General features: G+C 65.7%; 20 protein-coding genes and 1 tRNA gene. 8 read left to right on the top strand and 13 right to left on the bottom strand.

The genetic code is table 11. The annotated features are described in order from the left end of the window. Position 1: 1 nt before the first annotated feature. The 3 genes from ACQ651_RS02170 to ACQ651_RS02160 are packed head-to-tail and all read left to right on the top strand — an operon-like array spanning position 2 to position 3,410. Positions 2-964, top strand: a complete 963-nt coding sequence (locus ACQ651_RS02170; RefSeq protein WP_227284588.1) for an ABC transporter ATP-binding protein — start codon at positions 2-4, stop codon at positions 962-964. Continuing rightward, positions 948-1,901 (top strand): ABC transporter ATP-binding protein, encoded by a 954-nt coding sequence (locus tag ACQ651_RS02165; protein ID WP_227284056.1) that lies wholly within the window; start codon positions 948-950, stop codon positions 1,899-1,901. The genes ACQ651_RS02170 and ACQ651_RS02165 overlap by 17 nt, the downstream gene beginning before the upstream one ends. Before the next feature lie 18 nt (positions 1,902-1,919). Further along, on the top strand, positions 1,920-3,410 hold the full coding sequence (locus ACQ651_RS02160) for a M81 family metallopeptidase (protein ID WP_430448085.1): 1,491 nt from the start codon (positions 1,920-1,922) through the stop codon (positions 3,408-3,410). A gap of 250 nt (positions 3,411-3,660) precedes the next feature. On the opposite strand, the gene ACQ651_RS02155 is transcribed toward ACQ651_RS02160, so the two are convergent. Further along, positions 3,661-3,736, bottom strand: a tRNA-Ala gene (locus tag ACQ651_RS02155). 102 nt (positions 3,737-3,838) lie between these two features. Further along, entirely contained in the window at positions 3,839-4,195 is a 357-nt protein-coding gene (locus ACQ651_RS02150; RefSeq protein WP_375550369.1) for a TIGR02300 family protein, read from the bottom strand. Positions 4,196-4,308: 113 nt separating this feature from the next. Here ACQ651_RS02150 and ACQ651_RS02145 point away from each other — a divergent pair, with 113 nt between their 5' ends. The 5 genes from ACQ651_RS02145 (at position 4,309) to ACQ651_RS02125 (ending at position 8,471) form a co-directional block, all read left to right on the top strand. Beyond that, positions 4,309-5,034, top strand: a complete 726-nt coding sequence (locus ACQ651_RS02145) for a M48 family metallopeptidase (protein WP_375550370.1) — start codon at positions 4,309-4,311, stop codon at positions 5,032-5,034. 13 nt (positions 5,035-5,047) lie between these two features. Continuing rightward, entirely contained in the window at positions 5,048-5,701 is a 654-nt protein-coding gene (locus ACQ651_RS02140; protein WP_286193171.1) for a GntR family transcriptional regulator, read from the top strand. A 686-nt stretch (positions 5,702-6,387) separates the two neighbouring features. Beyond that, entirely contained in the window at positions 6,388-6,786 is a 399-nt protein-coding gene (locus tag ACQ651_RS02135; RefSeq protein ID WP_227284061.1) for a hypothetical protein, read from the top strand. A 238-nt stretch (positions 6,787-7,024) separates the two neighbouring features. Then, on the top strand, positions 7,025-7,918 hold the full coding sequence (locus ACQ651_RS02130; RefSeq protein WP_430448083.1) for a LysR family transcriptional regulator: 894 nt from the start codon (positions 7,025-7,027) through the stop codon (positions 7,916-7,918). A 133-nt stretch (positions 7,919-8,051) separates the two neighbouring features. After that, positions 8,052-8,471 carry a hypothetical protein gene (locus ACQ651_RS02125; protein WP_375550373.1) on the top strand — a complete coding sequence of 140 codons (420 nt, stop codon included), beginning with the start codon at positions 8,052-8,054 and terminating at the stop codon, positions 8,469-8,471. A 77-nt stretch (positions 8,472-8,548) separates the two neighbouring features. Here the strand turns inward: ACQ651_RS02125 and ACQ651_RS02120 are convergent, their stop codons facing one another. The 11 genes from ACQ651_RS02120 to ACQ651_RS02070 form a co-directional block, all read right to left on the bottom strand. Beyond that, positions 8,549-9,025 carry a DUF1499 domain-containing protein gene (locus ACQ651_RS02120; protein WP_430448081.1) on the bottom strand — a complete coding sequence of 159 codons (477 nt, stop codon included), beginning with the start codon at positions 9,023-9,025 and terminating at the stop codon, positions 8,549-8,551. Then, positions 9,015-10,802 (bottom strand): hypothetical protein, encoded by a 1,788-nt coding sequence (locus ACQ651_RS02115; RefSeq protein WP_430448079.1) that lies wholly within the window; start codon positions 10,800-10,802, stop codon positions 9,015-9,017. The genes ACQ651_RS02120 and ACQ651_RS02115 overlap by 11 nt, the downstream gene beginning before the upstream one ends. Before the next feature lie 403 nt (positions 10,803-11,205). Next, on the bottom strand, positions 11,206-12,402 hold the full coding sequence (locus tag ACQ651_RS02110; RefSeq protein ID WP_430448078.1) for a glycosyltransferase family 2 protein: 1,197 nt from the start codon (positions 12,400-12,402) through the stop codon (positions 11,206-11,208). A 257-nt stretch (positions 12,403-12,659) separates the two neighbouring features. Further along, positions 12,660-13,544: a glycosyltransferase family 2 protein gene (locus ACQ651_RS02105; RefSeq protein ID WP_430448076.1), complete on the bottom strand. Its 885-nt coding sequence runs from the start codon at positions 13,542-13,544 to the stop codon at positions 12,660-12,662. Positions 13,545-13,585: 41 nt separating this feature from the next. Then, on the bottom strand, positions 13,586-14,599 hold the full coding sequence (locus ACQ651_RS02100) for a glycosyltransferase family 2 protein (protein ID WP_227284068.1): 1,014 nt from the start codon (positions 14,597-14,599) through the stop codon (positions 13,586-13,588). Positions 14,600-14,633: 34 nt separating this feature from the next. Next, positions 14,634-15,770: a glycosyltransferase family 61 protein gene (locus ACQ651_RS02095; RefSeq protein WP_430448074.1), complete on the bottom strand. Its 1,137-nt coding sequence runs from the start codon at positions 15,768-15,770 to the stop codon at positions 14,634-14,636. Beyond that, positions 15,770-16,579 carry a hypothetical protein gene (locus tag ACQ651_RS02090; protein ID WP_227284070.1) on the bottom strand — a complete coding sequence of 270 codons (810 nt, stop codon included), beginning with the start codon at positions 16,577-16,579 and terminating at the stop codon, positions 15,770-15,772. Before ACQ651_RS02090 ends, ACQ651_RS02095 begins: the two co-directional genes overlap by 1 nt. Positions 16,580-16,718: 139 nt before the next feature. Continuing rightward, positions 16,719-19,022 (bottom strand): sulfatase-like hydrolase/transferase, encoded by a 2,304-nt coding sequence (locus tag ACQ651_RS02085; protein WP_375550380.1) that lies wholly within the window; start codon positions 19,020-19,022, stop codon positions 16,719-16,721. Between the two features lie 3 nt (positions 19,023-19,025). Continuing rightward, positions 19,026-19,805, bottom strand: a complete 780-nt coding sequence (locus tag ACQ651_RS02080; protein ID WP_227284072.1) for a hypothetical protein — start codon at positions 19,803-19,805, stop codon at positions 19,026-19,028. Continuing rightward, the gene (locus ACQ651_RS02075; protein WP_430448073.1) at positions 19,798-21,285 is read right to left on the bottom strand and encodes a hypothetical protein; all 1,488 of its coding nucleotides are present in this window, start codon (positions 21,283-21,285) and stop codon (positions 19,798-19,800) included. The genes ACQ651_RS02080 and ACQ651_RS02075 overlap by 8 nt, the downstream gene beginning before the upstream one ends. Positions 21,286-21,442: 157 nt before the next feature. Beyond that, positions 21,443-23,248, bottom strand: a complete 1,806-nt coding sequence (locus ACQ651_RS02070; RefSeq protein ID WP_430448071.1) for a glycosyltransferase family 2 protein — start codon at positions 23,246-23,248, stop codon at positions 21,443-21,445. Positions 23,249-23,250: the final 2 nt, after the last annotated feature.

The following is a 23,250-nucleotide window of genomic DNA, read 5'->3' as shown; positions in this document are numbered from 1 at the left end:
CATGCTCAGCGTCCGCGATCTGGGGGTCGCCTTCGGCGCGGTGGAGCCGCTCTCGGGCGTCAGCTTCTCCGTCGACAAGGGCGAGACAATCGGCATCGTCGGCGAAAGCGGATCGGGCAAGTCGCTGACCGCTATGAGCGTGATGGGCCTGTTACCGCTGATCGGCGGGCGCATCACCGGCGGCAGGATCGTGTTCGACGGGCAGGATCTGACCAGCCTGCCGGAGCGCGCCTATCGCAAGCTCAGGGGCGGGCGGATCGGGCTGATCACGCAGAACCCGATGACCTCGCTCGACCCGCTGCAGAAGATCGGCCCGCAGGTCGATGATGTGGCCCGGCTGCATCTGGGAATGAACGCCAATGAGGCGCGCGCCCGGACCGAGGAGATCCTCGGCACCCTGCGCATCCCCGAACCCGCGCTGATCTGCGACCGCTATCCGCACCAGATGTCGGGCGGGATGAAGCAGCGGATCGTGATCGCCATGGCGCTGGCCGCCGATCCGGACGTTCTGATCGCCGATGAGCCGACCACGGCGCTGGATGTGACCGTGCAGGCGCAGATCATCCGCCTGCTCGACGATCTGGTGAAGCAGCGCGATCTGGCGCTGGTGCTGATCACCCATGACATGAGCGTCGTGGCGCAGACCTGTGACAAGGTCGTGGTCATGTATGCCGGCCGCGCGGTGGAATACGGGCCGGTGGAGACCATTTTCGACCGTCCGCGCCACCCCTACACCCAGGCCCTGATCGCCTGCATTCCGCGGGGGCTGGACGACACCGCCCGGCTGACCGGGATCGAGGGGACTGTTCCGACCGTCATCAACTATCCCAAGGGCTGCCCGTTCCATCCGCGCTGCACCCGCGCCGAAGCGATCTGCGCAACCGATCCGCCGGATTTCTCGGTGGAGGGCGACAGCGCCGCCGCCTGCCATTTCGCGGAGGTCGCCGATGCCCAATCTGCTTGAGGTCCGCGACCTGTCGAAACGCTTCACCTCGGCCGGCGGGCCGTTCCGCAAGGCGCGCTCCATGCATGCGGTCAACGGCGTGTCCTTCGATCTGCCCGAGGGCCGGGTGATCGGCGTCGTCGGGGAAAGCGGCTGCGGCAAGTCCACGCTTGCCCGGCTGATCCTGCGGCTGATCGAACCGTCCAGCGGCACGGTCGCCTTCGACGGCGACGATTTGCTGGCGAAATCGCCGTCGCAGATGCGCAAGCTGCGCGCCCGGATGCAGATGGTGTTTCAGGATCCGTATTCCGCCATCGACCCGCGCTATACCCTGACCCGCGCCGTGGCCGAACCCTTCGAGGTGCAGGGCGTCAAACCCGCCAGACCGATGGCCGAGGAGGTGGCCGAGCTTCTGGAGATGGTCGGCCTCAACCCCGGTCTCGCCAGCAGCTATCCGCATCAGATCTCGGGCGGGCAGAAACAGCGGGTGGGCATCGCGCGGGCGCTGGCGCTCAGACCCTCCCTGCTGGTGCTGGACGAGCCGACGGCGTCGCTCGACGTCTCGGTGCAGGCGCAGATCATCGGGTTGCTGGAGGATCTGCGGACCGAGCTGGGCCTGACCTATCTGTTCATCTCCCATGACCTGAGTTTGGTGAAGTATTTCTGCGACGAGATCCTGGTGATGTATCTGGGCCGGGTGGTGGAGGCCCTGCCGGACACCGCAGCCCCCGCCCGGCATCCTTATACAAGAACCCTGATGGAGAGTACCTTCGAACCCGACCCGAAGAAGCGCCGCCTTATCGCGCCCTTGGAGGGTGAGGTTCCAAGCCCGTTCGACCTGCCGCCCGGCTGCGCCTTCGCCGACCGCTGCCCGCAGGCAAGCGCGCTTTGCCGGACGGAAACCCCTGCCCTGTCATCGGAGACGGGCCATGCCGTCGCCTGCCACCACCCGCTTTGAACACGAAGGAAAAGACCCTTGGGGTTTACCATACTCTCCGCAGAAATCTCCCATGAAACCAACACGTTCAATATCCGGCCAACCGACCTTCAGGCGTTCCGCGACCGCTACCTTCTGGACGGGCCCTCCGCCGTGGGGGCGAAGGGGCATACGAATACCGAACTCGCCGGATTGCTCGATGTGGGCCGCGCCCATGACTGGGATGTCGCCCATGTGATCAGCGCCGCGGCGGGACCGGGCGGGCGGGTGACGCAGGCAGCGTTCGAGACGCTGCTTGCCCCCTTGCTTGAGGCCGCCGGACGGGGCGGATGGGACGGGGTGTTCCTGATCCTGCATGGGGCGATGGTGATCGAGGCCCACGATGACGGTGAGGGCGAGATTCTGCGCCGCCTGCGCGCCGTAGTCGGCCCGGACCTGCCCGTTGCCGTCACCCTCGACCCGCATGCCAACGTGACCCGCGCGATGTGCGATCTGGCCCAGATCCTCGTGTCGTTCACCACCTACCCGCATGTGGATATCCGCGCGACCGGCCGGCGCACGGCCGAGTTGCTGCACCGCACCATGGCCGGCGACATCCATCCGCGCACCTACCGCGCGCACCGGCCGATGCTGGAGGAAGCCAATGGCGGGCGCACCGATATCGGCCCGATGATCGACCGCCACGCCATGGCCCGAGCCTTCGAGGCGCGCAAGGGCGTTTACGCGATCAGCATCAATGCCGCCTTTCCCTGCGCCGATATCCCCGAGCTTGGCCCGACCGTTCTGGTGACCGGCGAAGGGGAGAGCGCCGATCTGAGGTCGATCGCCGAGGAACTGGCCGACGATATCTGGGACCACCGGCATGAGGCGCTGAACAGCTATCTGACACCGCAAGAAGCCGCCGAGGCCGCCCGCAGATGGCATCCGGGCGGCGGTTGCCTGATCATCGCCGATTATGCCGACAATCCCGGTTCGGGCGCCTATGGCGATGCCACCGCACTGCTGACCGCGCTGCTGGACGCCGGTGTGAAGGAGGCCTGTTTCGGCCCGCTGATCGACGCCGAAGCGGCGGCCACATTGCAGGACGTGCCCCTCGGCGCCACGGTGGAGCTGTCCATCGGCGGCAAGACCGCGCCCGAGTTCGGGGGGGGCCCGCTTGAGGTGACCGGCACGGTGCTCTGGCGTGGCGAGGGGCGCGTGGTGGGCGACGGCCCGATCCTCGGCGGGCAGGAGCGCAGCTTCGGCAAGACCGCCGTTTTGCGGGTGGCGGGTATCGACGTGCTGATCGTGTCGATCGCGCACCAGATGCTCGACCTTCAGCAATTCCGCGCCTTCGGGATCGACCCTGAGGAAAAGGCGGTTGTGGCGCTGAAATCCATGCAGCATTTCCGCGCCGCCTTCACGCCGATCGCCGGCCGGATCATCGTCTGCGACACCGGCGCGCTCTGCACGACGCAGTATGACCGCCTGCCCTATGTCCATGTCACGCGCCCGGTCTTCCCGCTGGACATGGACGGGGAGGCCGATTGACCGCCGAGCGGGTCTGTAACGGGATCATCGCTCCTGCCTGTCTGCCAGTTCGCGGGTGTATACGTTCGGGCCTGCGCCGGAACCCCTCCCAAGCCCGGCAGATACGGAGAACCGGCACCATCCCGGGCGCGAAAGACCGCGTAGAAGGGTTCGTGCAGCGCCTGCGCCCCACCGCACAAAAGCATCTTAGAACCGCGGAAATGGCCCTGGCTTTCGGTATGTCGGAGATTTACCGCCGCGAAGGGCGGGTTGGTGGAGCCTAGCGGGATCGAACCGCTGACCTCCTGCATGCCATGCAGGCGCTCTCCCAGCTGAGCTAAGGCCCCGAACCGTTGCCGCCTGTCGCGTCAACGACGTGCGGTTTATGGTGTCGCGCGGGGCAGATCAAGCGAAAAATCCCCGTCCCGCGCTGGTCTTCTCAACGGCGATCAGTCGTCGTCGTCATTCGTGGCCGCCACGTCGGCCAAATCGTCCAGAGCGACGGTTTCCGTATCGTCGTCATCCTCCAGAACATCATCGTCATCGTCCAGATCGACATCCGCGTCGTCATCCAGAACCAGATCGGCATCGTCGTCGAGAACCACCTCTTCGGTGTCCTCGGCCACGTCTTTCTTGGTCGCGGATTTGTCGGCCTTGTCGGCCACCAGCGTGCGGGAGCCCTTGCCGGTATCCAGCGTGACGGTCTCCCCGGTATAGGGGCTGACGATCGGATTCTTGTTCAGGTCGTAAAACCGTTTTCCCGTGGTCGGGCAAACGCGTTTGACGCCCCATTCCTCTTTCGGCATGACACCCCCTTCAATCATCGGTATCGAGAGAATTGCGGTCACCTGCCACAATGTCGGAGGGGTGTCAAAGCCTTTCAACCCCGTCGCGGAGACGTGCAACCATCTTGAGGAAAATGTCCGGACTGTCCACCGATATCCACGTTTTGCCCGGCGACCCTCCGGTCTCCGTCGCGCTGCGCCGCTCCGCCCGGGCCAAACGGTTTTCGCTCAGGGTATCGCGGGCCGACGGGCGGGTCAGTCTCAGCCTGCCGCACTGGGCACCGGAGGCCGAGGCGCTGGCCTTTCTGCGGGACCGCGAAGGCTGGCTGCGGCGGCAACTGGCAAGCGCGCCGGCGATACGGCGTCCGGAAATCGGCGGCAGGATCCCGATCTGCGGGGAGGACCGGCCCATAAGCTGCGGCGGCGGCCGATCCGCGCGATTGCTTGGCGGCGGGGTGCAGGTCCCGCAGGGCCCGCGCGTGGGCCCGCGTGTCCGCGCGCTGCTGCAGGCCATGGCGCGGGATCGTCTGGCGGCGGCCTGCGATCATCACGCGGCGGCACTGGGCCGGTCTTACGGTCGTCTCACCCTGCGTGACCCGCGCAGCCGGTGGGGCAGCTGCTCCTCGAAAGGCGATCTGATGTTTTCATGGCGGCTGATCATGGCGCCGCCCGATGTGCTTGACTATGTCGCGGCCCATGAGGTCGCCCATCTTGCGGAAATGAACCATTCCCGGCGCTTCTGGGATGTCTGCGAGCGGCTTTGCCCCGATTATCGTGCGCCCCGGGCCTGGCTGAAGGCCGAAGGCGCGCGGCTTCTGGCGTGGCAGTTCGACCCCTTGCCCGATGGCCCGGTTTTGTGATCACATCGATGGCATGTTGACCAATCCCCGTCCGACAGAAACCGGCGCCGCCGTGGCCCATGACCGGGTTTACCGCGCGCTTCGCACGCAGATCATGCATGGCGAGGTGATGCCGGGCCAGGCGCTGACCCTGCGCGGCCTGGGCCGGCAGTTCGGGGTGTCGATGACGCCTGCGCGCGAGGCGGTCCGCCGTCTGGTCAGCGAAGGCGCCCTGTTCCTGTCGGCCTCGGGGCGCGTCTCCACGCCGGAGCTGTCGAATGAGCGGATCGAGGAGCTGGCGGCCATTCGCGCGCTTCTGGAAACCGAGCTGTCCGCCCGGGCGCTGCCGCGGGCCCATATGGCGCTGATCGATCGCATGGAGGTGATCAATGCGGGCATCGCCACCGCCATCGCCCGGCGCGACGGCGTCGGCTATATCCGCAGCAATCTCGAATTCCACCGCACCCTCTATCTGCGCGCGCAGGCCCCCGCGATGCTTGCGCTGGCGGAAACGGTCTGGCTGCAACTGGGGCCGACCATGCGGGCGCTCTACGGGCGTCTGGGAAAGACCGAGGCACCGGGCCATCACAAGCTGATCCTTGCGGCCCTGCAGGCCGGTGACGAGCCGGGGCTCCGCATCGCGGTCCGCGCCGATGTCACGCAAGGTTTGAGGCTTCTGGCGGGATAGTCGCCCCCTTCGGAGATTTCCACGGCCCCGCAGCGGTATTCCGGACCGCCTTAACCGGACATTAACCGGAATCGGCTCTTGTCCTCCGGGTGCAGGTGCTGCGCTTGTTTCTTGCGGTGGGAACATGACAACGGCTTACCCTTGGGCCGGTATCATGGGCGCATTGAGACGGTGCGTGTAACAGGCGGGCGGCTCCCGACAGGTGCCGAGAGCTGCCCGCCAACTCGGTGTTCGTGGACCGGTCAGGTGCTGGACGCCCTCCTCTCCCCCAAGCAACGCGCCGTGCGGCCGCAACTCTCGCTCCAAATGTGCGCAGTCAGGCCACGGCCATGGGCTCTCTCGCCCGGCATTTCCGGCCAGCGGGGGGGCGCTTCGACATCGACAAGACACATGTCTCCGGCACGGGCGGTGCGGGACATCGCTTGTCATCCGGTAACGCCACCTAAGACGCGCGCGGCCGATCCTCTGGCCGCGCGGCCCCGGCCCCGACAGGCTGGCCGCGCGTGTTATGCATTTTTGCATGGCGGCACTGGATTTTTTCGGCTTCCCGCAGAATACGACTTGCGTCCCAATGCAGCCATCGCCGCCGGATGACTCGTGCCGACAAGGTCTGGCACGCGGTTGACAGCTGATGACCACACTCACGGAACTCTCCCTTCCTGTCCTGAAAAAGAAGACGTCAAAAAATGAAGTATCTTGCCAAACTGCCGGCCCTTGCCCTGTGTTCGGTCGCGATCGCCGCCTGTGCACCCCAGCCGCAATTCGAGCCGATCCGGGCGGAACCGGTTTTCAACAAATACGGGGCAGTCACGGAATGTGTCTCACCGGATGGTCGGGTTTTCTCGGCGAGTGCGGGCCAGCCCGACCCGTGCCTCCCGTCGGAAGACTGCCCCGGAGGGTTTGTCTCGTCGGCGGGTGAGTACATCTGTCCGGAGGATGTCGACCGGGGCGATGAGCCCGGCGACGGGCCGTTCGGCACGCAGGCCGACCCGACCGCTCCCGGTGACCCGCGGACGCCCGACCCGACGCCGCCGGCGCCCGCCCCCGGCGGCCTTGCCACAGTTGGAACCGGCCGCGGGACCTGACCGCCGGATCACGCCGTGCGCCCGTCCCCGGCATCGTGACCATCCGATGGATGCCGGGCAGTCCCGGCCCCGCCGCGGCGGCCGCAGAGGCTGGGCCGGGCGTTACGGGAGCGATGGGCGCAAGCGCGGCGGGGTCCGGAGACGCAACCGCGTTCAACACTCCGTGAGCAAACAAGAACCGATGGATGTTTACCAATATAGATGCGACGCTTCCATGCAGGGATGCATAAGGGGTCTCATGAACTGGGATGACATCAGGCTTGCGTTGTCGATTGCGCGTGGCGGCTCCCTCTCGCGGGCGGCCATCGCTCTGGACATCAATCAGTCGACCGTCGGGCGGCGGCTGAACGCGCTGGAGGCCAGTCTGGGGGTCACCCTTTTCCTGCGGTCGAAAAACGGTCTGCGGCTTACGGATATGGGCGAGGTCTTCATCGCGAAGGCCGCCGAGATCGAACGGCAGGCAGAGGGCCTGTCCGATGCTCTCAAATCGCCGGAGCAACAGGCGGCGGGCATTTTACGGGTGCTCGGCAATCAATGGGTCATCAACCGATTGATCAAAAGCGGGCTGGGCGAACTTCTTGAGCGATATCCGTCGCTGCAGATCCGCACGATCGCGGGACGGCCCGAAACCAGCCTCTGGCGCGGCGAGCCCGGGGTCGGATTATGGTTTGAAACCCAGCCTGTCGACGGGTCGTTCCAGATCACCCTCGGGGCCATTCCCTATGCGGTTTACAGGAAGAAGGGCTGTGATGGCGGCAGGTGGGTTTCCTTCTTCGATGAGCGCAACCCGGGCAATCAGGCCAGCGTCCGTGTCATCGGGTCGGGTGGCGGAAACGCCAGAACGCGGCTCACCGCCCTTGATGCGGAGACCCTTCTGGAAGCTGTCGCCGCGGGCATGGGCAACGGGTTGCTGCCGGTCTGCCTTGCCGAGGGCGATGACCGGCTGGAGCAGGTCTCGTCGACAGAGCAGCCGTTCCAGCGGATCCTGTTCTGTCACATCCACCCCGACACAGTGGGATCGCCGCGGGTCCAGGCCTTCATGACATGGATCCGGGCCAGATTTGACGTGGCCTTCCGGCCCAGAGAACCGGAACTCGGGACAGTGCCGGTTCCGGGGCATTCAAGGCAGTAACCCGTATTGAGAGTTATCTGACGCATTTGCGAAGACTCCGGTTCCGCCGAAAGCCGGGCATTCATTACGACGAAAAGACAAAGATCCGTGAAATTATATCGGCCCTCGGGCCAACTTGAATTGAGTCAGCGAAATGTATCTTGAGCAAAATGACATGGACGTCCTGAAGGAAAGCCTGCGCCGTTTCCAGATGAGAAGTGACATGATGGCCGCACGGTTTCACGACACCCTGCTGCGCGATGCGCCGGAGACACTTGCCTTTTTCAGCAGGGACGTTCCCGGCCACCCGGAAAAAGCGCTTCAGTCCCTTTATGCCATCGTCGCGCTGCTGGAGGGCACGGAGGAAAGCCAGCGCATGATCTGTCGGCTGAGGCAACGTCAGGCAAGATCGGGTCTGGGGCCCGAGGTCTATGCGCGGATTTATCCGACCCTGGAAAAATCGCTGCTTCAGGTGTTCGGTGAAAGCCTGCCCCCGGAGTACTGTCGGGCATGGCGGGCCGCCCTCGCCGCCGTGGGCCGCATCCTCTACGATCCCGACCCGCAGGACGGGTGAACCGGACCTGTGCGCCCCGGGGGGCTGCCCGGAAAGGCCCCCCTTCGCCATCATCGGTGCGGCGGGTTTGAGCGTGGCTATTCCGGCGCGAGCGCACTCACGACAGCGCCCGGCGGGCGTTCCAGTTCGGCCACCCACGCCTCGATCCGCCTGCGGTTGACGCCGAAATCCGTGGGCCCGAAGCGGGAGGTGGCGCGAAACACCAGCAACGACGGATCGCCGGAAAGGACGTAGACGCTTGTGTAATCCGGCATCCCCCAGATCTGCGACCGGGTGACATGGGTGACACCCAGATCCTCTCCGGCACCTCTCAGAACCGTGGTCCGGGGGGTCGCGATGACGAGGGCATGCGCCCTTTCGAACGCCTCGCGCTCGGAGGTTGAGATGGCGCGCACCGCCTCGTGGCCGGTCGGGAAAGCGTAGTCGCCCGGCCCTCTGGGATGGGGGGCGTCATGGGCGTGGTCCAGTTGATGCGGCGCAACCCGGATGTAGGTCGCAAGCCCAAGCACCAGCAGGGCGAGGATGGACGCAGAAATCCGTTTCTCAAGGCGCAACGGCCGCGCGCAGGGCCGCCAGAAGCAGCAGGTGTTCATACCGCACCCGGGTGGCGTCGTCGGAGATCCTCGAAACAGCGTCCATTGTATGGGTGAAATCCGAAAACCCGGTCATCGAGATGGCCGCGTCTTGCAGGAACAGGTCCCGTCTGGCGGGATCTTCGATCAGGTCCGCCAGACCCAGAGCGATTTCGGGCCGTCCCGCCTGGATCAGACTGACCGACAGGTTGCGCAGAAGGGCAAGCCGCAGATCCGTATCCTCGACCGCGTCGGCGGCAGTCCGGGCGATTTCGAAATACGTGGCGAATTGGTCCTCTGTCCCGTTTGTCGCCGCAAACCCCATATTGGCGATACGGCCCATCACCGCATCCTCGGGGCTGGCGACGAACCGCAGGCGGGTTTCGGCCCGGTCGTATTCGCCGTTGCCGGCCTCCAGTTCCGCGAACAGTCTGACAGTCGCGTCCGTCACGGGAACCCAACACGGCCCTTCGATCAGGCCCATGGCGAGCGCGGCGGCCCTTTCGGCCAGCGCATCCTCCCCGGCCGCCTTTGCCTCCCGCGACAGGAGAATGTAGCCTTGGGTTTGCTCGTTCCCATCGGTCTGGCGCGGCAGAATGTCGAACGCCTCCTGCAACCGCCCTGCCCCGATCAGACCCGCAACGATCGTACCGACATCGTGCATCCGCCAGCTCTCGTCCGAGATGCGGTCAGCCAGTGTGACGGCCAGATCGGCATCGCCGGCCATGGCCACCGCGCTTGCCAGACGGCTCCACCCGTCGTCGCGAATGGTCAACGCATCCGCGTCGGCACCCCGCATGCTTTCAAGCTCTGCCATGGCGCGATCCGCCAGAGGCCGCCAGTCCGATGCGGGCGCGGATCCGGCCACAACGACGATGATCGTCTGAAGTGCGTTGGCATGGTCCGCCGGGAACGTCCCCACGTCGCGGGCAGCCGCAACCGCAAGATCGAGCCTGCGGGCAGCCCAGGCCGCTTGTGCGAATTCGGCGAAGACGTAGCTGCGCCGGTGCGGCTCCACAAGCGTGGCCATATCGGCCCGCGCCGCGTCGAACAGCGCCTCCGCTTCCGCCATCTGGCCGTTTTGCGCCATTGCGGCCGCCACCCTGCCTGTGGCGATCGGGCGCCAGTCGCCTGCCCGAAAATGCGGCAGCATCTCGCCGCCGTCCTCGATCCTGCCCGCGTCGAGGAGGTGGATGACAAGGGAGTTCAGCAGCGCGCCATGCGAGCCCTCGTCGCCCGATAGGTTTTCGTCGGCAAGGTCGATGGCATCCTGAAGACGGCCGTCATCCAAAAGCGCCGTGGCAAGATGCAGGACCCCTATATAGGCCAGCGGCTCGTCGAAATCGTCCGTCGCGGCAAGTTCTTCCAGCGCGACGGTGAGGGTCGAGAAACGGGCCAGATTGGCAATGTACTGCGCCCGCGCACGGGCGAAGTATTCCGGCGAGGAAAGACGGGCAAGAAGATCCCGTCGCGGCGCGGCTGAATGCCGTGCCGACGCGGCGATGATTTCGGTTATCGCCTGATCTACGATGTCGGAAGGGGCCGTGTCCGCAAGCTGCTCCCACAGCACGGCTTCGGCCGCGTCGAGCCTTCCGGCGTAGACCAGTGTCGTCAACCGCTGCAATTGGGCCGATGGCAGGCGCTCGGCGGGCAACTCCCCGGTCTCTATGGCCACCAGCCGGTCCTGAATGACGTCCAGACAGTCCGGAACCGGCGCGGCCAGACAGTGCCGAAGCGTATCCTGCGCGGCAACGGGCATTGGCGAGATCATCAACAAACTGCCGGCAAGCAACGCGCCCGCAGATCTTCCAAATGCAGTTCTCATATCAAACACCCAAACAAACAAGGACGCGCCGCAAAGCTGCGCGCAGCCCATCCGATATCGCGAACAGCGTTCTGAGACTTATCCGGGCAAAAAAACCCAGTCTCTATTCTGACCCGCCAGGGTTCAGCCTATCGGCATACGGGACACCCACGAAGCCCCATTCCTGCACCGCTGCGATGCATTTTTGCCGGGTCCGACCGAAGGGGGTCACCAGATCTGATCCAGGCCATTCGTGTGACCAGCCGGGCGCCGAAGGGAGCATGATCCATGCGCCGCTCGATGGACCGGGTTGCCAGCCGGGCGCCGGGTTGGACAGGGTCCCGCCCTGCATCGAAGATCAGCCGGGCCCGTCGCGCTCCATCTGGGCCATTTCCGCGGCCTCCTCCGCATCGCGCCTTTCGTTCAGGGCCCGCAGGGAGTGGGCGATCTGGCGCGCGATGGTGCGGTCGTCCTGACCGCTGGCCTGCATCTTGCGAACCAGCGCCTTGGATTGCGGCGGCAGCGGCTGGACATAGAGAATATCGTCCAACTGGTCGTATGGCACCGCGCCGGCGCGTTTCAGCGCCGCGATGCGCGCCTGAAAATCGGGCGTGCCGCGCAGCCGGGCAATGCGCCCGGCATGTATGGCAAGCCCCGTCCGGTAGAGGGTTCGCAAGGTTTCATCCTCCAGCCAGGCGGAAATCTCACCCTCTATCGCCGAGCGGTGCTGCAAAAGCGTATCGCAGGGTTCCTCGTTGCGGTCGAAGATCGCAAAATAGGTCGCGTCATACTTCCCGATTTTGTTGTTCACATTTCCCCGCATTCCGCGCAGCAGATAGGATTCGGCACTCTTGACCGCGTAGTGATGTATCTCGACAAGCTCGCGCCCGACCGAAGCCGCCGAAGACCGCCAGGCCGCGCGTTTGAAGCTTGGCGGAAGCGGGCGACCGGAGCCGTTGATCCAGAGCTGATCCAGAAGCGCCTGCATCCGCGCCGGGTCTTTCCGGGCCTGCTGAACCGTGGGGCGGTGAATGCCGAGCTTGAGATGCGGAAACGGCCGAAACAGGGTCTTCACGCCCCAGCCCTTGCGAAACCCGGCGGGGGCGGAGCGGGTGTAGCTGGCACTCACCAGCCCCGGGTTCCAGTCGACAAGCCCGTTCGAGCCCATGATCCGCCATGTGGCCGCAATCGCCTGCGTGTCGGGCGGAACCGCGGCGATCAGGTCGTCCAGATGGCCCGCGCCGGTCTTGATCACCAGAAACTCGTCGGCATCCATCACCAAAAGCCAGTCGCTGTCGCGGATCTCGGGGTTTTTCTGGCCAAGGGTCAGGGCGTGGGGCTGGGGCTTCTTGCCATCGGGCACCACATTCCTGAAATGCCGCACAAGGCCCATCTGTTGCATCCGGTCCAGCATCTGATCGGTGCCATCGGTACAGTCATTTGTGTAGACGCAGATGCCGTCGAAGCCGATCAGGCGGTGATAGGCGACCCATTCCAGAAGATCGGCGGCCTCGTCCTTCATCATCGTCAGAATGGTGCGGCGGTGCCCGGTCATGTCGTCCTTGTTCCTGCGTGTCCGCCCCGGCGGGCGGTATCCGATCCGATCCCGCGCCGACACTAGCGCGCGGGCGCGGCGGGCGCGATGCTGAATACGTCCGGCCCTCTGCGGTGCCTTTGCGGATCGCGCAGCCGGGCTCCTTCATCCGGGGCCGGTGCGGGGCCGCTCGGCGTGGTGCCCCGTCGACCGGCGAAGGCCCGGATGCGGCCGCCTGTCATCGGTTTCACCCGTACCCCGACCTGGCCAGCCTTGCCTCACCCGAGCGGGGGGATTTCATCGCCAAGCCGCAGCAGGCCGCCCTTCGCGTCAAGCTGCGCCTCCTGCTCGGGGGTCAGCGTATGAATGGCCTGGTAAAGCGCGCGATACCCCTCCTCCCGCTCCGTCTGGCTGTCGGAGATGCGCTCCAGCGCGTCCTTCATCGGGTCGGTAAACCCGTGCGAGCCCCGCCGCCAATCCAGCTTCCTGCGCCACGTGTCGTAATCCGGCGCCGCGAAATGCAGCAAATGGGCACCGTCCTCATGGCGCAGAATCTCCCCATGGATGCGCGCCCCATCGGCCTCATGGGCCCAGTGCTGACGCAGACGGATCCCCGGCAATCCTGCCCGGTAGACGGATTTGCCTTCGGGATGCCCGATTAGCCCGAAGCGGCTGCGGAACAGATCCGCATGCGCGCCGTATATCTCGTTGATCGTAGGCCGTGGCAGCGGCAGCCGGAACGCCTCCGTCCCATCGGCAAGAAAGACCTGCTCGGCGGACAGAATGCGCGCGGTCTGAAGCTCGTCGGGCCAGGTCGCCAATGCCTCCGCGATGGTCCGCCCCTCGAACCGCATCAACTCATCGGCATCCACGTTCAGAAACCAGCCCTCCGAGGTCTCGTGATAGGCCAAGGTCAGGGCCGCGTTCTGGCGACGGGTGAACCGTGCCCCGGGGGGCAGCCCCAGCCGGGTCCAGAACGCCGCATCGCAGGGGCGCGCATCGACCTCTGGGATGGTCCGCAGATAGGGCAGCGCCGGGTCGTCCGGATCATCCAGAAACAGGATCATGCGCCCCGCCCCCTGCGCCCGATACCAGTTCAGGAACCGGGTCAGAACCGGCAGGGGCTCCCGCATGATCGCGGCGACCGTGAACGCCCCGGTCATGGCGCCGGAGCACAAGGGCGATGGGCGCGCACCCGCATCGCCTACCCAGCCCCGCCCAGCCCCATCCCTTCAAGCAGGGGGGCGAATTCCGGCAGGCTGCGCAGATGCCTGGCCTTTTTCTGATGGTGCGCCACGGATTCCTGATGCAGCGTGCCAAGCACCGGATCGCTCAGGAACTCCTCCCGCAGGCGCGTGGCCTCGGGCGATGGCGTCGCGGCGCGGGTGTCCACCGTGCCCCTGGCATCGTAATCGCGCCAATAGGCATAGCGCCGCTCCGGATCGAGGCGCGTCGCGCCGACAGCGTCGCCCCGGTCGATTTTCACCAGATACGCCTCGGCGGAGCGGATCGCGTAATGGTTGAACTGCGCCAGATCGACCGTGGTCAACGACATCGCGCCTTTGCTGCTCCCATCCGTCCATTCCGGCGGGAACTCGTTGCCGCTGCCGTCGATCCAGCGATATCCGGTCGAGGAGAAATCCGAACGCCGGGGGCGGTGATTGCGCCGCACGCTGAATTTCACCTTGTTGTGAAACATCGTCTTGACCGCGTTCGTCGGCTGGCGGCCGGCCGCGCGCAGGGCCTCGTAATCCTTCGATTGCGTGGTGAATTGCGAGACCACGGGTTCATCGACGATATCCACCACGCCGCCCGAACCGAAGGGCATCGAGGTGAAGGAGACCACATCGAACCCGCCGGTTTCCTCGTAGAAATCATTCAGATGGCCGCCGCCCGCCCAGATCATCAGAAACTCGTCCGCATCCGTGAAATAGATCCAGCCCGCATCCTTGTAGAGGTTGAACAGCGAGGCATAGCGGTGAGCCATGACATGCCAATTCGACCGGTCACCGAACAGCGCCTTCGGGTTCGGGACATGCTTCAGCGGGATCAGCCGCTCCATCCGGTCAAGGATCCGGTCGGTCAGATCGTCGCAGTCATTGGTGATGACGATGAAGCTGTCGAAGCCGACCGCCATGTTGTGGGCGACCCATTCCAGGATATAGGGCCCCTCATTCTTCATCGCGGCCACGATAAGCGCGGGTTCGTTGTTCAACATGAGATTCGCCGTCCCACGCAGGCTGAAACACGTCTCATCTTGTCAGGTCCCAATAAGAAAGTGGCGCGCCAAGGGCCTGCGCCAGGGCGTCGACATGTGCGTCGAGCTCCTCCTGCGGCGGGTCGGTCCAGGCGCTGTCGTCAGGAATGAAATCCGCCTTGGCCAATGCCGCGCCGACCGTCGGGAAATCGACATGGGCCTGCGCCTCCCGTTTCACGAAGCGCCCGCCCGAGGGCACCCAGCACCCTTTGATGGCTTCCACACGGACAGGCTCGATCCCGGCGAAACGGCGGAATTGCAGCAGATAATCCTCGATATTCATCGACGGGCCGCGATTGATGATGGCCACGCGCGTCACCGGATCCACCACCATCGCGGCCAGATGCAGGGCGGAACCATCGAGCGCCACGATCCGCCGCGCGGCCTTGTATTGCGCGATCTGTGCGTCGATCTCGTGGTCCTGCGGATGGTAGACGCGATACCCCGCGGCCGCCATGAGATCCTCGATCCGGGTCTCCATCACCACCCGGCCCCGGCGCGAAGACAGGCCCGAGCGGGAGATATAGATATCCTCTGCCCCGTCGGGCGCGATATCCTGCCCAAGCCGGTCGCGCATGAAGCGGCGGTATTCAGGCCGCCCGGCGCTCATCTCGCCGATGCCGAAGGCGGGCTCGGGGAATGCAATCTCGTCGATCTGGACCGGAACCTGCACCGCCCGCAGCGCCAGATCGCCAAGACCCAGCCTTGCAAAGAACGGCACGTGCTGGCGCATCAGCCTGAACTCATGGGTGAGCCGCTTTTTCGGGTAGAACACGATGCCGTCAATCGCCCCGATCCGGTCGATGGCCCAAAGCCGGCTGGTGGTTTCGGCCAGAAAATGCCCGAAATGCGGATAGAAGACACCGCCGAAAAGCCACCGCCCGGCCAGCCGTTGTTCGGATCGGGCCCCGTCATAATCGGGCACGACCGTCATCGGCTCACCGGCATAGCGCCAGGCATGGCTGGCCGCGATATGGGCGCCCGAGCGGTCAAACACACCCGCTGCGCGCTTGTACCCGTTGGGCTCGTTCTCCGCCCAGGGCACCAGTGTCACATCGCGGTGCCATTCGGGCGTCCAGTCGATCGGTTCGTCGGGGTCGAAGGTCAGCTTTGGCGGGGCGGCGTCCTGCATTACTCCAGCGCGTCCTCCGGACGGATGCCCACCTCCCGGCACATCCGCCAGGCATAGGAGTTTTCCAGCGGCGGGTTCTTGCGCCACCACGGTTTTGTCCCGTTGGTATAGAGATGAACCGACACGGTTTCGTCGGTGAAATGCCCCTCCACCCGGCCGTGGGGGTCATAGAAGATGTCGTTCAGCTGGAACGGCACCGGATAGAGAACATCCGGCGGCATCGCCTTCTTGATGTCGCCCGTGACCTTGGCGAAGTGCGTGAAGGCCTGCGGGCCGAAGGCGGTCCGTTCGGTCTTGTAGATCCGCACCGGATGCGGCGCGGCGCGATCCTGCTTGTCCATGCGCCGCCGCTGGCGCGGGTTCCACCACGCGGGATAATCCGGCAGGTTCTCGTAATAATCGAGCAGCTGATCCATCAGCTCGCAGTCCTGCGGCAGCCCCACCACGCCGCAATTCAGCGCCCCGCGCAGGCCATGGCCGGCAAAGATGTAATCCCAGTCGTCGGGAAAGGGCTTGTGGCAAAAGGCGTCGCAATCGATCCAGATCGCGCCGGTGGCCCGGATCATCTTGTACCGGAAGACATTGGACAGGAACGACGCGGAGGTCTGCTCCACCACATCCATGTCGATATCCATGATCTCGGTCGCGGGCCGGATCACCACCCCCTCCGGGGCGTTCTTCACCTCATCGGTGCAGTAAAGCGTGACGGGATGGCCGTGCCGGATATGAGACGCCAGACACAACTGGTTAAGATACTGGAGACGCTCTCCGATCCAGAGAGACGCAACGGGACGGCGGGTTTCAGCCACGGGAAGAACCTTCTTTGCGTTATGATATGGTTCGATCTGCTCCTTGCACCGTTTTCCGGGATTTCACGGCCGGTGGCAAAGGCTTTTGCGGTTAACGCGCGAAAGCCGGGGCCAGTGTGGCGGTTTCGCAAAGCCCCGTCTAGCCGGATGGCAGCCGCAACTGCGCCTCCACCGCGGCGGGATCGGGGGCGCCGTGAAGATCGACGATGCTCAGACCCAGCCGCAGGCGGATCGCATCGCCGCGGGCGGTGATCCGGGGCCGTCCGGGCCAGCGGCTCAGGTCATAGATCTGCTCGGCCTGCCATCTCTCGATGACGGTCACGCCGCCATAGGCGATCCGGAAGGTCACGGCCCCCTCGCCCGGGTCGATATGATTCACCCCGGTTCCGACCAGCACCTCGTCATCTCCGGCGCCCAGAACCACCAGATTGCGCCCCGGGCCGGTATCGATCCGCGACGCGCCGTCGCCATCGTAGATCCGGTCATTCCCGTGCCCGCCGAAAATGCGGTTGCGGCCGGTGAACCCGTGGATTTCATCGTCCCCGGTGCCGCCGTCCAGCGTATCATGGCCCGGCCCACCGCGCAGGGTGTCGTTGCCGGCCTCGCCATAGAACGCATGCCGGCGGTTGGACTGCTTGGCCTGCGCGATCAGCAGGTCGTTTCCTGCCCCGCCGTAGAATTCGGCCTGCCCGTGCTTGGGGCCAAGCATGATGTCGTCGCCATCGGATCCGCGCACATTCACCTCCACCCGTTCGGAGGTTTCGAACTCGATCGGGCTTTCGGGATGGGCCACGATCTTCAGCGTCTTGCCGGTCTTGCCGTCGCCCTCCTGCCGGGCGACCACGGTGGCGATACGGATCTTTTCGACATGCGGGGGGCAATGCAGCACGTAATCGTCGGGGCCGGCCATGTACCACAGCGTATCGGTGCCGCCGTCCTTCTCCTCCCGGATCTTCTCGGCATCCGCGCCATAGGCCCAGTAATCGTTGTTCGCCCGCCCACCGGCTAGGATCACGCTGCCATCCACCGCCATCATCGCGTTGACCCCGCTTGCGGGGTTTTCATAGCCGCGCATGTCGAGCCCCAGCTCCAGTGCGCCGGTCACCAACGCCTCGCGCAGGAAGTCGACCGGGGCACTGTCGATCAGGTTGGTGGTCTCGCCCGGATCGGTCTCGATGTCGTAGACATGCTCTTCCCCGTTGGGGTAGCGGAAGTACCGCAGGTGCCGGTACCCTTCCACCGAGGGGCGGACCGACAGGGTGCCGAAGACGCAGGTGACGGGCGATTTGCTCTCGTCGAACGCCCCAAACCCGTCATCCAGAAGCGGCAGCAGGCTCTGGCCCGAGATCCAGTCCGGCCGCGGCGGCAGGCCCGCAAGCTGCATGATGGTTTTCGGGATGTTGTGCAGCGAGACCGGCAGGTCGATCTCGCGCCCCGTCTCCATCCCCGCATGCCAGATGGCCAAGGGGATATGGGCCGCGCTGTCCCACTGGCTCATCTTGTGGAAACTGTCGTGATTGCCCAGATTGAAACCGTTGTCGGACAGGAAGACCACGGTCGTGTTCTGCCCCAGCGGCGAGGCTTCCAACGCATCGAGGAAACGGCCGATCTCGTGATCGACATGGCTGATCGCGGCGAAATAGGCGCGAACGACCTGCCGCCACGCCTCGTCCCCCGCCTTTTCCGGGGTCCACTGGCCATTGGCGATATAGGCCGCCTCATACACCGCGAAACCCGGCTGCGGCCCGTGATAATCCTCTTCGGCGGCGATGCTCGGCCAGCGGATCTGCGCCGGGTCGTACATCTGGTAGAACCGGTCCGGGCAGATCAGGTTGTAATGCGGATGCTTGAAACCAAGCTGCAACAGGTGGCGCCGCGACGGATCCGCCTCGGCCAGGAAGTCGATCGCATTCTGGGCAACGCTGTGGTCGTAGAACCGGTCATCCTGGCTGCCGTCATCATCGGGGTGGTTCACGCCCTTGATGCCCGGCCCGCGCTCCGAATAGGTCTTGACGCCGCGCCTGCGGCCCTGATCCGACGCCTCCATATCCCGGTGGAACAGCATCCGACGATACTCTTCGGGCATTGGCCGGTAATTTGCATCCACCTTGCCGGTGGTGAAGGTGAAAAAGCCCGCCCGTCGCAGGTCATAGGCCCAGGCCTTTTCGGGCGGGAAGACATCGCGCCAGAACCGGTTGAGATCGACCAGCCCGGTGCGGAACGGGGCCAGCCCCGTGGCCAGTTCCGCCCGGCAGGGCGCGCAGAGCGGCACCGTGGCATAGGCATTGGTGAAGCGCGCGCCGCGGCCCATGAACCGGTCCAGATTGGGGGTCTCGATGCGGATGCCGAACGTATCGCGCCAGGTGAACATGTCGATCATGTCATCGACCCAGATGACGCAGATATTGCCGCCTTCCACAGTCTCAGGCGTGAACCCCGCCATGGCTCAATGCCCCCAGAGCATGTAGCGCCGAAGCGCCATGTGCTGGGCGCGGTCGGCCTCGTTCCGGGGCAGCAGGAGCGTGTGATCGCGCCAGAACAGCACCTCAAGGATCACCGATGCGCCAAGCGTCTTCAACAGCCCGCTTCGGTGACTGCGACAGCCGATGAACAGATCGGCTTTGCCCGACAGGGCGGGATCGCTTCCGACGACGCTGTGGATCGCGCCGCCGTTTTCCTGAAACGCCAGTTCCGATCCGCGCAGGGTGACCGTTGCGAGGCGCGGCCGGCTTCGCGGGCCCTCGACAGGAGCGGTGAGTTCAAGCGCGCCGCCGGTCCCCTTGACGGTAAACCTGTCGCCGTCATCGGACAGGAACAGATATGTGGCCGACCGGCCATCCCCGCTGCCGGCGTTCAGGGTCAGCAGCGTACGCGCCCCGCCCGTCTCGGGCGGCAGGTAGATCACCGCCATGGTCCAGCCCGCAGGGTCCGGGTCCACCTTGTCGACCACCAGCCCGCAATGGGTGCCCGCCCGCAGGGCGAGGCCGCAAAGGTCATCGGTCTCCGACAGACAGGTATGGCCGTCATTGGGTGCGGTCGGGTGGGCGACGCGGCCGGCGAGGCCGTCGTGCCATGCCGTGACCGCCCCGGTCTTCGCATCCGTGGCGAAGGCCTCGCGCACACCTTCCAGCCAGACCCCGCCCGCGCCCGCCATCTGCTCGCGCAGGAGGGGCCGGGCGGCGTCGGCCCGCGCGCCGGGGGGCAGGTCGATGTCCAGTTCAAGCATCGCCATCTCCGTCGCGCACCGGCAACAGGCACGGCAGGGCCCAACGATGCAGGCTGCGGCCCGTGGCGCCCTGCATCTGCCAGTCATCGCGCACCGATCCGCAGCCGCGATCACCGGTGCCGAACGCATAGGCCACCCGCAGATCGGCGCCTTCGGGCGCTTTGGAACACGCCAGAAGAAGCGATTTGGGATCGCCCGGATCGATCGTCACGGTCGTGATCCTGGCCCCGTTTTCCGCGCCCACAAGCTTGAAACCCGCGGTCTTGCCCGCGCCGAGCGGGTCATCCTTGTCGATCACCAGATCGCCGGCCGCCTGTGCCACGACACGGATGATGCTGCCGCCCTCCCGGCTCGACCGCTCGGCCAGATGGAAGGTGGGGCAGCGCCAGTCATCGGCCGCGGAAATGGCGGCGGCAGTCATCTCCGCCATCTCGCGCCGCGCCGCTTCGGTCGGCCGGTCGTGGTCGTCCTGGGCGAACATGTAGCCGGGGGCAGAGAAGATCAGACGATGATCCGCGTGGTTCCAGATCAGCTCCCACTGCCCTTCGATCGCGGCCTCGGTCGCCACCTCGGGCCCGCCGCTTTCGAACCGGGCCACGAAAAGCGGCTTGTCGAACCCGAGTTGTCCCAGGTCCCTTTCGGTCTGCGCCATCAGCGCCAGGATCCCATCCCGATAGGCCGCCGCCGAGCCCGACATATCCTCAAGCGCGAAATCCAGGTGGATGGCGAGAATCTTCGCCCGTTTGCCAAGAGCCGCCGCCGCCCGCGACAGGTTCGCCGCCGCCGTGATCAGGTTCTTGTAGGCCCGCCCGGTGGCCAGATCTGCACTGGTGGCGGAGCTGTCGGTCTCCGCGCGGGTCAGAAACAGCGGCAGCGCCTCGAACTTCTCCAACTGCCAGCCCAGCAGCGTTTCGGCCACAAGCGCCTCATGGGTCATCTCGCGCAGATGCTCCAGCCGGTCATGGGTGCCCGCGCGCTCCACCCCGGCATGCCCGACCGCGCCGATATCGTCGGCGGGCGCAAGGACATGCTGCGGAAACGCGCAGCCGCCGGGCGTGGCGAGCGCCGCGCGCGGCCCGCCAATGGCCAGCACGCCGTAAAGCGGCCCCGGCGCGTCGGCGATGATATCCCCGCCAGAGAGCGGCCGCCGAAAGGTCCGGATCCCCTGCCGCCCGGCAAGCCGCGCGGCGAAGATCAGCCAATCGCCATCGATGCGCGCATCCCACGCGTCGATCCCTTCCAGAAGCTCATGCGGATCGGCCCGCGTCACGGCAGGCGCCGCGCCGCCCGGTGCCTGTGCCTGCCCTGCGGGCGATGTGCCCAGACGCAGGGCGATATCGTCGATCACCTTGTCCGACAGGCGCATGACAAGCCCGCTCGGGTCGTAGCGGATCACATCGCCATTGGCGGCACGGACCAGCACGCCGTGCCCGGCGGCGGCGGCTTCTGCCGGATCATCCTTCGTTGTCTTGCGCGCCACCAGCGCCCCCCTTGCCTACCGTCGGACAGACCGGGCGCCGTTCATCCGACCCGATCCGAAGCGCACGTGCCGCGCGCGCCCCTGAGCCACGTTATGTCATCCGGATTGCGCAGACTAGGTGCAAGCGGTCCACCGACACGGGTGCCGGCGCCACGGCTCAGGCCCGGTCGAATTGCAGCGAGCCGCTGGTCTCCCGATCCGGCGTTTCCGAAAGGCCATGGGCCGCGAGGGCCGGGGTGAACCGCTCCCGAAGCGCGCGGGCGTCCGCCTCCCCCACGAATGGCAGAAGCACGCGGTTCACCGTGCCCATCTCCACCGTCGCCAGCATGTCGGACGTGATCTGAAGCGGCGGGGACAGGCGCAGGCAATCGGGCCGGAAATCGCGCAGACAGGCCGCCAGACCGCTGGCCTGCCCCGGCCCGTCGGAGGCAAAGCGCAACGGGCCGTCGGTGAGTTTCAGGCGGGATGTATCCGCCAGGCCGTTTTTCGCCGCGATCTCGCGGGCGATGCGGATCAGCGGCGCGCGGCTGTCCTGCGCCATCACGGTCAGATCGGGCCTTTCCAGACAGGCGCGCACGGGTATGAAGGCGACACCGGTGCGGATGTCCAGCACCCGCGCGCACCCCTCCAGATAGCCCGGGATATTGCGCGCGTGGCGCCGCTCGAACCGGCCGCTCAGCACGGCGTTCAGCGTCTCGGGCGCGAAAACGCGGGGGTCCGCCGGCAAGGCAATGCCGTGGTTGGCCACCCAATCCACGCTCACCTCTCCCGACAGGTCGATATCGCCCCGCACATAGGGACCGCCGTCTTCGGCGGCCCAGCCCGCGACGGTATCGGTCCGCCGCTCGGCCACCGGCCTGTCGGCGGCGGTCTTTTCCACCCGCGACATCAGCGCGGCGATCTTGGCCGGGTCGCGCGCCTGGGGCGGTTTCGCCTCGACCCGTGTGATCGGCAGTTTTCCCGCCTCGATCAGGCTCGATTTGAGCTCCGCATAGGCATCGGTCTGGCGGTAGTCGTCCAGCCGCGCCTCGATACGCGCGAGTGCAGTCTCATGCAGATCGTTCAGGACGGGATCGGTCAGAAGTTCGGCCATGATCGCCGCCCGCTTTTCGGCATGGCGCAGGATCGCCCGATCCTCGACCTCGTTGCGATCCTGAAGCGCCCAGTAGTCGGCGTTGTACTTGTCTTTCTTGTTGTTCACATTGCCGCGGAACTTGCGCACCGCGTAGCTGTCCACCGATTTCACCGCGTAGTGGTTCATCTGCGCCCAGTCGTAGCCGAGCGTGCGCCGGATCGAGCGCCAGCCGCGAAACCGGAAGTAATCCTCCATCGGCTGGCCCGAGCCGTTCAGCCACCGCACGGTGTCGGGAAAGCCGGTCTCCAGATGCTTGTTCTTGATAGACGGGCGGTGGATGCCGAGCTTCCAGTATTGCGGGTCGAACCTGAACAATGTCTTGACGCCCCAGCCCTTGTTCCAGAGCGGCGGCGCGGCGCGGGTGTATTGCTCGGTCACCGGCGCGCGGGACCAGTCGACAATGCCCGCCGAGCCGAAAATGCGCCATGTCACCACGACGCCGTTGGCATCGCGCGCGACCGTATCGTCCAGCAACCCCTCAAGCGTGCCCGACGGGTGATTGATACAGAGAAACTCGTCGGCATCGAAAACCATCAGCCAGTCCGATTGGCGCACCAGCGGTTCGTTCTGCGCATGCTTCAACGCACTGGGCTGCGGCTTGACGCCCTCGGGGATCGTGTTCGGCCGGTGATACCCCAGACCCAACTCTTCCAGCCGCTTCAGCATCTCCACCGTGCCATCGCTGCAATCATTGGTGTAGACAAGGATATCGGTGAACCCCACCGCCAGATGATGGGCGACCCATTCCAGCAGGAACGGCGCTTCGTCCTTCATCATCGAAACGGCCATGACCGTGCCGTGGGTGCTGTGCGGTTTGAGATGTTTCACGC

Origin of the sequence: Rhodophyticola sp. (genome assembly GCF_965284195.1) — a bacterium.
GTDB lineage: Bacteria > Pseudomonadota > Alphaproteobacteria > Rhodobacterales > Rhodobacteraceae > Rhodophyticola.
The sequence above is the reverse complement of the archived record's forward strand: the minus strand, read 5'-3'. Positions and strand labels throughout refer to the sequence as shown.

Bases quoted from the DNA above. Each gene is read 5' to 3' on its own strand.
- ACQ651_RS02170 (WP_227284588.1), top strand. From the start codon at position 2: ATGCTCAGCGTCCGCGATCTGGGGGTCGCCTTCGGCGCGGTGGAGCCG.
- ACQ651_RS02165 (WP_227284056.1), top strand. From the start codon at position 948: ATGCCCAATCTGCTTGAGGTCCGCGACCTGTCGAAACGCTTCACCTCG.
- ACQ651_RS02150 (WP_375550369.1), bottom strand. From the start codon at position 4,195: ATGCCGAAAGAGGAATGGGGCGTCAAACGCGTTTGCCCGACCACGGGA.
- ACQ651_RS02145 (WP_375550370.1), top strand. From the start codon at position 4,309: ATGTCCGGACTGTCCACCGATATCCACGTTTTGCCCGGCGACCCTCCG.
- ACQ651_RS02140 (WP_286193171.1), top strand. From the start codon at position 5,048: ATGTTGACCAATCCCCGTCCGACAGAAACCGGCGCCGCCGTGGCCCAT.
- ACQ651_RS02135 (WP_227284061.1), top strand. From the start codon at position 6,388: ATGAAGTATCTTGCCAAACTGCCGGCCCTTGCCCTGTGTTCGGTCGCG.
- ACQ651_RS02130 (WP_430448083.1), top strand. From the start codon at position 7,025: ATGAACTGGGATGACATCAGGCTTGCGTTGTCGATTGCGCGTGGCGGC.
- ACQ651_RS02125 (WP_375550373.1), top strand. From the start codon at position 8,052: ATGTATCTTGAGCAAAATGACATGGACGTCCTGAAGGAAAGCCTGCGC.
- ACQ651_RS02115 (WP_430448079.1), bottom strand. From the start codon at position 10,802: ATGCCCGTTGCCGCGCAGGATACGCTTCGGCACTGTCTGGCCGCGCCG.
- ACQ651_RS02110 (WP_430448078.1), bottom strand. From the start codon at position 12,402: ATGACCGGGCACCGCCGCACCATTCTGACGATGATGAAGGACGAGGCC.
- ACQ651_RS02105 (WP_430448076.1), bottom strand. From the start codon at position 13,544: ATGACCGGGGCGTTCACGGTCGCCGCGATCATGCGGGAGCCCCTGCCG.
- ACQ651_RS02100 (WP_227284068.1), bottom strand. From the start codon at position 14,599: ATGTTGAACAACGAACCCGCGCTTATCGTGGCCGCGATGAAGAATGAG.
- ACQ651_RS02095 (WP_430448074.1), bottom strand. From the start codon at position 15,770: ATGCAGGACGCCGCCCCGCCAAAGCTGACCTTCGACCCCGACGAACCG.
- ACQ651_RS02085 (WP_375550380.1), bottom strand. From the start codon at position 19,022: ATGGCGGGGTTCACGCCTGAGACTGTGGAAGGCGGCAATATCTGCGTC.
- ACQ651_RS02080 (WP_227284072.1), bottom strand. From the start codon at position 19,805: ATGCTTGAACTGGACATCGACCTGCCCCCCGGCGCGCGGGCCGACGCC.